General features: G+C 68.8%; 8 protein-coding genes and 1 tRNA gene. 3 read left to right on the top strand and 6 right to left on the bottom strand.

Annotated features, from left to right (window positions below; translation table 11 throughout):
• Nucleotides 1–196: 196 nt before the first annotated feature.
• Genes ACIQLL_RS14790 through ACIQLL_RS14780 form a run of 3 tightly spaced genes read right to left on the bottom strand, consistent with a single transcriptional unit; the run spans nucleotide 197 to nucleotide 3,437 of the window.
• Nucleotides 197–1,981 carry a carbohydrate-binding domain-containing protein gene (locus ACIQLL_RS14790; protein ID WP_402468648.1) on the bottom strand — a complete coding sequence of 595 codons (1,785 nt, stop codon included), beginning with the start codon at nucleotides 1,979–1,981 and terminating at the stop codon, nucleotides 197–199.
• A 2-nt stretch (nucleotides 1,982–1,983) separates the two neighbouring features.
• Nucleotides 1,984–2,835 carry a polyphosphate polymerase domain-containing protein gene (locus tag ACIQLL_RS14785; protein ID WP_402468646.1) on the bottom strand — a complete coding sequence of 284 codons (852 nt, stop codon included), beginning with the start codon at nucleotides 2,833–2,835 and terminating at the stop codon, nucleotides 1,984–1,986.
• Nucleotides 2,832–3,437: a DUF4956 domain-containing protein gene (locus tag ACIQLL_RS14780; RefSeq protein ID WP_402468645.1), complete on the bottom strand. Its 606-nt coding sequence runs from the start codon at nucleotides 3,435–3,437 to the stop codon at nucleotides 2,832–2,834. Before ACIQLL_RS14780 ends, ACIQLL_RS14785 begins: the two co-directional genes overlap by 4 nt.
• Before the next feature lie 263 nt (nucleotides 3,438–3,700).
• Here ACIQLL_RS14780 and ACIQLL_RS14775 point away from each other — a divergent pair, with 263 nt between their 5' ends.
• A complete protein-coding gene (locus ACIQLL_RS14775; RefSeq protein WP_402468642.1) occupies nucleotides 3,701–5,464 on the top strand; it encodes a glycosyl hydrolase family 18 protein in 1,764 nt (587 codons plus the stop codon).
• A gap of 175 nt (nucleotides 5,465–5,639) precedes the next feature.
• Nucleotides 5,640–5,729 (top strand) — tRNA-Ser (locus tag ACIQLL_RS14770).
• On the opposite strand, the gene ACIQLL_RS14765 is transcribed toward ACIQLL_RS14770, so the two are convergent.
• Nucleotides 5,708–6,493: a tyrosine-type recombinase/integrase gene (locus ACIQLL_RS14765; RefSeq protein WP_402468640.1), complete on the bottom strand. Its 786-nt coding sequence runs from the start codon at nucleotides 6,491–6,493 to the stop codon at nucleotides 5,708–5,710. The two genes, ACIQLL_RS14770 and ACIQLL_RS14765, sit on opposite strands and share 22 nt — an antisense overlap.
• A gap of 11 nt (nucleotides 6,494–6,504) precedes the next feature.
• The gene (locus ACIQLL_RS14760) at nucleotides 6,505–9,273 is read right to left on the bottom strand and encodes an NACHT domain-containing protein (protein ID WP_402468638.1); all 2,769 of its coding nucleotides are present in this window, start codon (nucleotides 9,271–9,273) and stop codon (nucleotides 6,505–6,507) included.
• 166 nt (nucleotides 9,274–9,439) lie between these two features.
• Here ACIQLL_RS14760 and ACIQLL_RS14755 point away from each other — a divergent pair, with 166 nt between their 5' ends.
• Nucleotides 9,440–10,456, top strand: a complete 1,017-nt coding sequence (locus ACIQLL_RS14755; protein WP_402468636.1) for a DUF4917 family protein — start codon at nucleotides 9,440–9,442, stop codon at nucleotides 10,454–10,456.
• A 674-nt stretch (nucleotides 10,457–11,130) separates the two neighbouring features.
• Here the strand turns inward: ACIQLL_RS14755 and ACIQLL_RS14750 are convergent.
• Nucleotides 11,131–11,532 carry a DUF4259 domain-containing protein gene (locus tag ACIQLL_RS14750; protein ID WP_402468634.1) on the bottom strand — a complete coding sequence of 134 codons (402 nt, stop codon included), beginning with the start codon at nucleotides 11,530–11,532 and terminating at the stop codon, nucleotides 11,131–11,133.
• Nucleotides 11,533–11,797 lie beyond the last annotated feature (265 nt).

The following is an 11,797-nucleotide window of genomic DNA, read 5'->3' as shown; positions in this document are numbered from 1 at the left end:
CCGCGAGGTAGGCCACGGCGGCCGCGAGGTAGACAAGATCCCGGTGAGGTAGCACTTTTCAGGTGCTACCTCACCGGGATCTTGCCTACCTCGGCGGTTGTTGGCCTACGTGGGCGGGCGGTGGCCTACGCGGCCGGGCGGTGGCCTACGCGGCCGGGCGGTGGCCTACGTGGGCGGGGGTTGGCCTACCTCGCGGTCAGGTGCCCGTGGACTCGTCGGTGGTGGTGCCCGACGGCGGCTGGACGCCGTCCGGCAGCTCGCCGGCACCCGGCATCTCGCCGTCCGCCGGGGGCTGGCCGCCACCCCGGCCACCGCCCATGCCGCCCATCGACGACGCCGGAGCGTCCTCGGCGGTCACGGTGCCGACGGACTCTCCGTCCACGGTGACCGTGTAGCTCTCGCCGGAGGTGATGCCGTCCGCGGTGATCGCGACCGCCGCGTCCGAGCCGACCACCCCGGAGGCGACGACCGTGCCGTCGGCGGAGGTGACCTCGACCGTGCTGCCCGCCGGGAAGGTGTCCTCGAGCACGACCCAGCCGTGGGTGCTGTCCAGCGAACCCGTGGAGGCGTTCCCGACGGCGAGGATCGTGCCGCCGGAGACGGTGGTGGTGCCGTTGGCGTCGAGCGCGCCGTCGCCGCCGCCTCCCGAGGATCCCTCGACGACGATCGTGCCGCCGGTGATCTCGATGACGCCGTTGGAGTCGAAGCCGTCGGCGCCGGCCACCGCGCTCACGGTGCCGCCCGTGATCGTCAGCGACGCGCCCTCCTGCACGGCCATGTCGCCGCCGCCACCACCGCCGGGTCCGCCGCTACCGGGGCCGGCCCACTCCTCGGTGGTGCCGCCGTCGGCCTCGGTGCCGTCCTCGGAACCGGCGGCCCCGGCGTCCTCGGAGGGCGTGGAACCGTCGGTGGACTCTGTCGAGTCGTCCTCGGCCTCCTTGACGGTCGCGTTGAACCCGTCGTCGTTCGCGGTGACGTCCACCGCGCCGTCGGAGACGACGATGACGGCGGCCTCGAGACCCTCCTCGGACTCGGTGACGGTCACGTCCCCGCCGGCGATCGCGATGTCGGTGAAGGCCTGCGCCCCGTCGTCACCCGCGGCGACCGTCACCTCGCCGTCGAGCACCGCGATGTAGCCGGCCGTGGCGTCGGAGTCGTTGTCCGACTTGAGTCCGTCGCCGCCGGAGGTCACGTCCACCGTGCCGCCGGTCACCACGAGGTAGTCCTTGCCACGGATGCCGTCGTCGACGGCGGTGACGGTGATGTCCCCGCCGGTGATGGCGAGCCCGTCCTTGCCGGTGATCCCGTCGTTGGCGTTGCCGACCACCTCGAGGGCGCCGGAACCCGAGATCGCCATGTCGGCGGTGGAGTAGAGCGCCGCGTTGGCAGGGTTGTCCGTGTCGGTGGAGGCGTCGGCATACTCCGAGGCGTCCTCCAGCCGGTTGGTCGAGCCGTCGGCCAGCACCACGGACACCTGATCGGCGTCCTGGACGTCGATCGCCGCGCCGGTGCCCGAGGTGATGTCGGCGCCGTCGAGCACGAGCCGCACCACGCCGTCGTCGGGGGACTCCACGACGACCTGCCCGGCGAGCGTGCCGGACAGCCGGTAGGTGCCCGGCGCGGTGAGGGTGACGGTGTCGCCGTCGACCTCCACGCCGTCGGCAGTGGTGGGCGAGTCGAGGTCGATCGCGACCTCGTCCGCCTCGTCCCAGGTGCCGTCGGCGATCGCGACGGTCTCGGATGCGTCGAGGTTCTCGGCGAGCACCTCGGCGGCGGTCATGCCGGAGCTGGAGGTCGCGGAGACCTCAGCGGTGCCCGACGAGGACGCCGAGCTCTCGGTCGACGCCGCGGCGTCGTCCTCCAGGACGCTGCACGCGCCGAGAGCGCCGACGGCGAGGGCGCCGGAGGCCACCAGCGCGACGGTCTTCATGCGGGCCGAGCGGGCCGAGCGGGCCCAGCGGGGCAGCTTCTCCGGGTTCATGATCAGAGTCCTTCCGGTCGGGCGGTCAGGCGCTCGCGGCGGAGGCGGCGCCAGGGGTGGTCGGGCAGGTCGGGCCGGAGCACGGCGAGCCCGGTCGCGTACTTGGAGATGCGGTCGGGGCGGTGCCCCGAGCGCCACAGCAGGCGGTCGGCGGACGACGGCGTGGTGCCCGCCTTGGTCTCGACGACGACGAGGTCGCCGACGTCCGCGGTGGGGTGCGTCCCGCCGTCGTGCCCGGGCGCCGGCCGCCAGGTCAGCGCGGTGTCGAGGGTGACGCGCGCGTCGGGCAGCAGCAGCGTGGTGCGGCGGTAGTGCGAGCTGAGGACGGGGACCAGGTCCGACGACGCCGGTGCGGCCGTCAGGCGTGCGGCGGCCAGCCGGTCGTCGACGAACTCGGCGTCGTCGTCGCACAGGGCGACCGTCGCCGGGTGGGCGGGACGGCGTTCCTTGACGGTGACGCCGCGGGCGGCCCGGGTCTTGACCTCCAGGAACGTGCCGCCGGTGTCGACGTAGGTCCGGGTGCGGACCTTGAACCGCCGCCGACGGCGCCGCGCGGCCTGGTGGAACGTCAGCAGGTCGGGGGTGTCGAGGTAGGTGGAGGCGTAGGTGAACGTGCGCCGGCCGTCGATCTCGAGCACGCGGCCGGCGGGGTCCAGGGCGGCGAGCAGCGAGGCCACCTCGGCGGGGGTGAGCACGTACTTGCGGTCCACGCGGGTCTGCAGGGCGGCGCGCCGGTCGAGCTCGGCGAGGCCGATCGGAGCCAGGTCCGCGAGGCCGTCGGCGACGGCCCTCGCGGCGTCGGCCGCGGTGACGCCTTCCGGCACGGGGTGTCGGGGTACGGCGAGGGCGCTCATCGGGCCACCGCCTCCATCGTGGGAGCCGGTGCCGGCGTCGTGCCCGGTGCGGGGGCACGGCGGTGGACCCGGTAGCGGACCTCGACGGCGGTGGTGTCGTTGGCGAGGTCGAGGCGCTGCACCGCGACGCTGTGGACACGGCCGCCGAGGAGCTGCTCGAGGTAGTGCGTCAGGGCGTGCTCGTCGGTGAACGCGCGGTCGACGACGACCCGCTGCGTGCGGTGCCGGGCGAAGAGCCGCGGGTGGTCGGCGACGGCCAGCACCACGAGGACCAGCGCCATACCGGCCACGGCGAGCCAGCCCACGGAGGTGCCGAGTCCGCCGAGGAGCCCGAGCGCCAGGGCCGCGAAGTAGTAGGCGACCTCGTGCTGGCTGAGCTCGTCGGAGCGGAGCCGGATGATCGACAGCACGCCGAACAGGCCGAGGCCGAGGCCGGCGGCGACGCTGCTCTGGGCCAGCACGGCGGAGACGGCGAGGACACCCACGTTCACGCCGAGGTAGGCCACGACGAGGTCGCGGCGGCGGTGGCGGGGGAAGTAGAGGGCGAACGTGAGGATCGAGACCGCGACGGCGTCGATCGTGAAGAGGAGTGCGGGTGTCATCGGGGCTCCCGTGTCGGGGGTCCGGCTGGGCCGGCTGTCGGTACGTCACTTAGTGGACACCGTCAGTTCATGGAGGCCCTGGGACGGGCCTGAAGAGCCGCTGGGAGCGCTGGGGGCCCGCTGGGAAGCGCCTTCACGGGCGTCGGGCGCCGCCTCGACGGATCCACGGTGCCCTCTGGTGCCCGGCCGTCCCTGGCGCTAATGTGCAGGAAACCGAACAAACCCGGTTCCGGGCCCGACCCGGAGGAAGCAGCGAGGCTCCCATGAGACAGCGCACGTCCCGCCGATCACCCGTCCTGCGCACCCTGACCGCCACGACCACCGCCGTCGGGCTCGCCGCCGGCGCGCTCGCCGTCGCACCGGCCGCCGTCGCCGCCAAACCCGCACCCGCGGCACCCGACGGCTCGTCCACGCACGACGCCGACGGCGTCAACGGCTACACCACGCTCGGCTACTTCCCCGCCTGGGCGAACGGCGACGGGCACGACTACGAGGTCGCCGACCTCGTCACGACCAGCGCCGCCGCCGACCTCACGCACCTCACCTACGCGTTCGGCAACGTCACCAGCGACCTCGTGTGCGACATCAGCGACGCTGTCACGCCCGACGACGGCGTCGACCCCGGCCAGCCCGAGGGCGACCCCGAGAACGACTACCTGCGCCTCGTCGGCGCCGAAGACTCCGTGGACGGCGTCGCCGACGTCGAGGGGCAGGCGCTCGCCGGCAACTTCAATCAGCTCCGCAAGCTCAAGGAGATCTACCCGGACCTGAAGATCATGGTCTCGCTGGGCGGGTGGACCTGGTCGGACAACTTCTCCGAGGCGGCGTCGACCGCCGAGGGGCGCGAGCGGCTCGTCGACTCCTGCCTGGACGTCTACCTGGACGGCAACCTGCCGGTGTACGGCGACCAGGGCGGCGACGGCGTCGCCGCCGGGATCTTCGACGGGTTCGACATCGACTGGGAGTGGCCCGCCGCCACCGGTGAGCACGCCTCGCCGAACCCCGACGTCGACCAGGCGAACTTCCTCGACCTCATGGAGCTGTTCCGGCAGAAGCTCGACGAGCGCGCCGCCGCCGACGGCGAGGACTACCTGCTGACCGGGTTCGCCCCCGCCGGCTGGGCACCGCGCACGCAGGGCGGCTGGGTCGACCCGCGGCTGGCCGCCGTCGTCGACTTCCTCAACATCCAGGGGTATGACTACCACGGCACCTGGGTCGCGAACCGCACCGGGCACCAGGGCAACCTGCACCCCTACTCCTGGCCCGACGCCCCCGACCAGGACGCCAACTGGGGTCTCGCCGCCGACGGGCTGCTCGGCGCCTACCGCGCCGCAGGCTACCGCGACGAGCAGATCGTGCTGGGACTGGCCGCCTACGGGCAGGGCTGGTCCGGCGTCGACGACCCCACGCCCGGGGCGCCCGCCGAGGCGGCGATCGGCGTGAAGAACTACTCCGAGCTGCACGCCCTCGGCCAGGAGTACTACGACGCCGAGGCCGTGGCCGCCTACCGGTGGGACGGCGACCAGTGGTGGAGCCTCGACACCCCGCGGTCCGTGACCGCCAAGGCCGAGTGGCTCGCCGAGAACGGGTACGGCGGCGCCTACTTCTGGGACATCGCCGGGGACTACCGCAACGAGCTCGGCGGGGCGCTCGCGGACACGTTCCGCGCTGCGGCTCCGGGACCGCGCGTCGACGGCGAGGGCGCGGCGCCCTGGTACGCCACCGGCGTCTACACCTCCGGCGACGTCGTGTCCCACGACGGCATCGAGTACCGGGCGAAGTGGTGGACCCGGAACCAGGAGCCCGGGGCGTCCACGTACGGGCCGTGGCGAGCGATCGGCGAGCACGGTGACAACCCGGTGGGCCCCGAGCAGTGCGGCGCCGCGTTCGACGCGTCGGCCACCTACACCTCCGGCGACGTCGTCTCCCGGGCCGGCGTGAACCACACCGCGATGTGGTGGACCCGCGGCGAGGTGCCCGGGACGTCGGTCACCGGGGCGTGGGACGCGGGGCTGCCCTGCGTCTGACGTGTGTGCGGCCCGCGCGGCCTGACCGCGCGCTCCGCCGTACCTCACAGGGACGACGGCGGGGCGCGCGGTCCGGCCACGGGGACCGACCGCCGAGGTGACGGACGTCGCAGCGGACCGGATTTCGTCCGAGCGCGCACCTTCGGTATCCTCGGTGGGCCGGTTCATCCGGCGAGGTAGCGTGTCCGAGCGGCCGAAGGTGCAGCACTCGAAATGCTGTGTGGTGTCAAAGCCACCGTGGGTTCAAATCCCACCGCTACCGCCACCCGAAGGGCCCCACCCGCAGAATCCTGCGGGTGGGGCCCTTCGTCGTTCCCCGTACTCCGTTTTCACTTCCGGGATGCCCGACGCCGCAGCCTGGGTGACGAGTTGATCGATCACCGTCCGCAGGTCAGGGGCCACGTGGGTCCGCTTCACGTAGTGCCGCACCGTGGTGCCCTCGTCGGCGTGACCGAGCAGCGCGGTCGCGTTGGCGATAGTGGTCGAGTTGGCGATCTGGGTGGCGACGGTGCGGCGGAAGTCGTGCGGCGTGACCTTGGTGCCAATGGCGGCCTGGGCGTCGCGGAGCTGGTCGCGGATCCGGCTCGGCGACCGAGGTGTCGCGTTGGTCGTCGGGAACACGAGGTCCTCCGGCCCGCCGTCGAGCCCGAGGTCCAGCGACTCGGTGACGGCCGCGACGACGAAGTCCGGCAGCGTGATGGTGCGGCGCGACGTGTCCGACTTGGGTTTGGGCTGCCGGAGCAGCCGGCCCTCGACCCGGACGATGGTGCCCGTGACGGTGAGCGTCGGGATCGCGGCGTCGAGGGCGAGGTCCGCCTCCCGCAGCGCCAGGCACTCGCCGATCCGCAGGCCCGTGCCGAGCATCGTGTCCACGATCTGCGGCAGCAGCGTGATGTTCCGCCGACCGCGGGGTAGCGCGGGACGGTCCTCCCACTCCCGCACGGCCTTGCGCAGCAAGGCGATGTCCTCCAACCCGAGGGCACGGACCTCGTCACGTCGCGGCTTGCGCACCGTCACGGCGTCCCGCACCGGGTTGAGCGTTACGGCGGCGCGTTAAGTGCAACAAGCTCGGGGCCGGCAGGGATGCGTCCACGAGCATTGGCAGCAAGCCTGAGCATAAGGCTACGGGTGCTCCAATCCTTCGGATCGATTGAGTCGATCACAAGGGCAAGGTCGTCTCGCGCGGACGGATCGCGAACAACGTCATCCAACCTCTGAGCCTCGTCCCTGATATGCCCACCAGCGACCCGATGCAACGCGCCGGACTCGCCGTAACGGATTGCGACGACCGTTGCGAATGTCTTGAGCAATTCGACAACGGGTGCTTTGGTCGCAGCATCTCTTGGCAGGACGCTTCCTAGAGTCGTCAGGTCCAGGCTCTCACCCTTAACAGGAACGGGATCGACGGCATCCGGGTCTAGGCGCGAACGCAATTGGCGCGCCCGAACGGGCAAGGGCCCGACGTGTTGGCTCATGGCGATGGCAACGCGCGATGCGGTCGCACGGGAGGAAGGATCGGCGACGAGGGAGGACTCCAGGGCGCGAATAGTCAACGGACGTGTCTCGTCGTTGTCGGCGTCCACCAGGACGCGTGCGAGTTGAGAGGTGTCAAGCGGGGCGCACCGGAGAGCTTCGAGAGCGTGTTGGACCAGTAGAGATCGAAACCTAGGCGCGCTGGCTGCGACGTCGTCGTCGAGGAGCGCAGTGGCGAGTCTTGGCCCTTCGGGAACGAGTTGGGCGAGTAGGTCGCTCAGATCAAGGGCGCGCATCGTCGAGAGGATCTCGCTGCGCAGGTGCTCTCTATCGCGGAAAACCGCGCCGGTCGCGAGTAGCCATACGTTGCGCCAGTGTGAGGAAGGCGCAGCCACGCGGAGGCGTTCCACGACTTGCTGGTCGCTGCCGCGCACGAGGGCGCGGGCCGCCATGTACTCCTGCAGGCTACGCACCTCGAAGCCGACACGTTGTCCAGCGCCTCGCGGTACGAGCATCACAAGCCGGTCTCTGGTAGCGCGGAGGATTTGCTCGCACAGCCTTTCGGCGTCGGCTCCGATGTTGCCCTCGCTGGCCAAGCGGTCGAGGACGACCCGGCGCAACTGCTGCTCCGGGAGGCTAGCTTCGGCGTCGCCGTCCTGTTCGGAAAGGACCTGCAATAGAAAACCGGCCTGTTCGTGGATGGCGCGAACGTCCGCGGCGTGCTGCTCAAGTAGGCGCGCTAATGGCCCGGACTTGCCGGTCTCGCGCTTGTAGATGGTGAGGAAGTACGCCTCGAAGAGCCCGTGGCGGTCCTGAGGTGGGCGCTGACGACCCTCGAGTAGCAGGGACATGATCGTGACCTGGAGGGGCGTGCGCATGAGCCGCGCAGTCACCGATTCATCGGCTGCTGCCTGCACCCGCCGGACGACCGCCTCCCGCAACTCGATGTCGTCCTCGTGGCGGGCCCGCGCGAGATCACCGGCATACTCCACGGCTTGAGGTGGTTCGAAGTCGTGTAAAGCAACTTTCGCAAAGTCGTTGGCTCGGAACTCGTCGCCGTAGCCCTGGGGGCGGGTAGTTGCGATGACCAGCAGGTCGGCGTCGACGGTGTGCGCCTCCTCTAGAAAATCTCCGAGACGATCCATCAGTTCATCACGTGCTGTCGCTGATGCGACTTCATCGAGACCGTCCAAAATCAGCAGCCACGGCCAGCGACGAAGCCAATCCTTGAGTGCACGAGGGGTGATGGTGTCCGCGAGGTGCTTGGAAATCTGGCTGGCAAGCCAACGCAGCAATCCGATGTCCTGCCCCCCGGAAATCTCATCGGCGTACTCAGCCAGATCCACACGAACGGGCCAGCGGTTCAACCGCGGCGCAGGAATGCCCAGTTTACGTAACCGCGCGAGTGTCTCGTCCCGCACCTCCGCTGCTTTTCCCGTTAGGCGTTCTCCGTCGCCGAGCATCACGGCCCGGTAGACCTGCGACAGGAACAACCCAATTGTCGTCTTCCCATGGCCCGGCCCCCCGATGACGAGAAGGTGAGGTTGACCCGGCGGGCGGAGCGAAGGCCGCAACACCATGTCACCGTGGGCAAGAATGTATGCAAACGCTTTTACGTGATCAAGAATTGCGTTGCCCGAGACGAACGCTGGCACGTCGACTACGACCTGGGACAACCTCAATGCCCGGGAGTCCGCCTGGTCACCAGCTTCGGTCAGCCGCAGCCTGTTTTCGCTGGTAAGGCGCATCGTTGCGTGCTCGGTGAGAGTCTCGGCAAGGTCGGTCACCGCCTCACCGAGCAGATCTACGAGGCGAGCCAGGACATCGCCAGTGAGCAAGTAGCCGAGGTAGTTCTGGCGGACGTCAACCGCGTTGTCGAGTTGGGTGCACACGTCGTCGTAGGCCCACACGTCGCACCGCTTGATCCCTAGGTCGGCATACTCCTTAACAAGCTTGTCGAACTTGTCTCTGGTGCCTGCCTGGTGAACCGGTGTCAGGACGACGTTAGTGACGAAGAGTAGGTGCTCAGGTATGCGCATCGTGTGGTCCTTCTTGCGCTCTCGCCATCCGCCGAGCTCCTGCCGCACCTGAGCCAAGAACCAATTACCGTCCGCGCCTGTGCCCTGCGTGCGAGCACGGTACTTCGCCTGCAGGACCAGATACGCTGTCACCGGCCCCGATGGAGTCGGGATTGGTCCCTCGTAGGTCAGCTCACGACCGCCGTCACGGCCCGCTCCGTAGACCTTGACGTGGGCGCCGAGGCGATGGGCCGCTAGTGCTTGGGCCATACGCTCGAACTCGGTGGTGCCGAGCCGGGTCAGGTCGTAGTCCGTCACCACGCCATTGTGGCTGCTGACCCACGATGGATGCTAGGGGACCCACTGCCCGCGCCGCCGCTGGGGGACGCACCTTTGCCTGGCCAGCCGCGCCCTCGCCTGACGAATCAGGGTTCACCCGGACGCGAGCATGACCGCCGCAGCGTCGTTCCCTAGACTCGGAATCGTGACGACCATCGATGGGAGCCTGGAGAACTGGGTAGACGTCAGGCGCGACGGTGACTGGCCGACGCTCATCCTCGGCAACGGTGCGAGCATGAGCGTATGGCCGGACTTTGGGTATGACAGTCTGTTCGAAAAGGCCACGCTAAGCGACGAGGCCCGACTGGTCTTCGAGCATGTCGGCACAAACTTTGAAGCAGCGCTGGAGTACATCCACCACGCAAAGGTGGTTCTGCAAGCGCTCGGCCTGTCAGTCGACGAAACAATCGCCCTGTACGGCGGCGTTCGAGATGGCCTGTTCAACGCTGTCAATGAAGTGCATATGGATTGGTCATGGATGGACGACTATCGCGCCGTAGCGATTGCGGAGGAAGTCAATCAGCACTCGTCCGTATTTACAACGAACTACGATCTTCTCCTATACTGGGCTATTATGAAGAGTGAGCGGGCGCAGGGAACGACGGACCTGTTCTCTGGACAGGACGAACTCAGATTCAACCCTGGCTTGTTCGCCCGGACTACTTTCTACTACCTTCATGGAGCAATTCACCTGTGGCAGGACGACGAGGGAAGAAATGGGAAGTGGGCAAACCGGGACGGCCGCAGTCTTCGCCAGATCGTGTCACGCTACAGCCCAGACTCCGACGTCAGACCGCTGTTCGTTTCAGAGGGCACATCTGAAGAGAAGTTACGGACCATACGCCGCTCGCCCTACCTGAGTCACTGCCTCGACAGGCTAGCTAGCGACATTAGCGACGCTGTCGTGTTTGGGAATTCTCTATCTCTCCAGGACGAGCACATACGTGATGCGCTCAAGAACCGACCGCGGGCCGGACGACGTATCGCTTTCTCGGTTCTGCCAAGCATCGACGAGGCTGTCGCGCATCGCAAAGCTGAACTTTGCGATCAGTTTCGCGGATTCAATCTCCGCTTCTTTGATGCCTCGACGCATCCGCTCGGCGACATTTCGCTAAGAGTGACGCTGGCGAGTTTCGGCACGTTCCCTTCGGCGCGCACGTAGGCAATTGCAGAGGCTAACCGCGCATAGCGACGATCAAACCGACTTGAACGCCGTCCGCCAGAGCCCTCGATCACATGGATGGCGAGCAGCTCCTGATACACGAGTGTCAAGAAGGTCCAGAGACAGGACAATGTCGACCGACGTCGTGCGGTGAGGACTTTCTGTACTGACTCAAGCGCGCGGCTCCGCCGCGCGTAGAGCAGTCGTTCGGTCCGGGCCCCGCGCTCCGCTCGCAGGCTCGCTGCGCGCACCCCACCCGAACGACTGCCCTGGCGCGTGACGGAGGGCGGGCCCGATGTTCTGGAGCCCGCCCTCGATGGTCCTCGTTTCAGCCCTGCCGACGCTACGTCGATGCTCTCCCACACCTACGTTCCGTCCTGCGGTCCTCCGCGACGCCGGCGCCGGCGCCTGAGCAGGTCGCCAGGCACGTCGGACGAGGTATGCGCGACTACTCGGACGTCGCTGGGGAGCGCGCGGAGCTCGCGGAGGTCCGTATGGACGACGGCCTTGAGGCGGCTTCGCCAGGTGCCAGGGTCAGGTTCACCGCGTCGGCGCGCATGACGCCCGATGTGCGGTTGGTCATCGCCTGGCATGGTGAGATCGTAGGGCGCCGTGCCGCACCGTGGCTCGGTGACCGGCCTCGCACCGTTCGCCGACACGGCGGCCGAGTGACGTCAGGGCGCCTCGCCCGTGTCAGAGGGGATCGCCGCACGCGAGGCGTGGAGCCACTCGTCAAGGCGCGGCGCTTCCTCCCAAAGTTCGTACAGCTCAGACTCCTTGCTTCCGGCCAACGCACGATCAATCTGAGCGCGGGTCCATGCGACTCGCTCGGCAGTGACGTGGCCCGCGAAGGTTGCGAGGTCGAACCCCTCCGGGGCCTCGGCGCCTGGCTCACCACGAACCGCCCGGATGAGCGCCCCAAGGGCGATCGCGAACACGCCGCCAACGTAGCCAAGGTACTCAGGATCGTCGAATGCCCACTGAAGGTCATCGAAGGCGAACTCTGGCGACGCGATCTCATCAAGGAGGTCCATGGCATCGTCATTGTCAAAGGGTCCGGTGTTCCATGTTCCCACGGTGGCGATGCTAGCGAAGTTGCTACCGCGAATGACCGGCCATGGCAGCGGAAGTGGCGCCGGCTTTCGCTCCGGCCCTGCACCGATCGCCGAGCATCCGGTCGGCTCCGGCCCGCGTCAAGGGCGCCTGCGGCGTCGCTGCGCGATGGCCTGCGGCCACCCTTGACCCGGACCTCCACCGACCTCCGGTGCTCCGCTATTGGTACGGCGCCTCGGAGTGTCCCCGCCTGGCGGCCCGCCATCGCGGTCACCGCGACGAGCAGGA

It is taken from the genome of Isoptericola aurantiacus (assembly GCF_044769875.1).
Taxonomy (GTDB): Bacteria; Actinomycetota; Actinomycetes; order Actinomycetales; family Cellulomonadaceae; genus Isoptericola; species Isoptericola aurantiacus.
The sequence above is the reverse complement of the archived record's forward strand: the minus strand, read 5'-3'. Positions and strand labels throughout refer to the sequence as shown.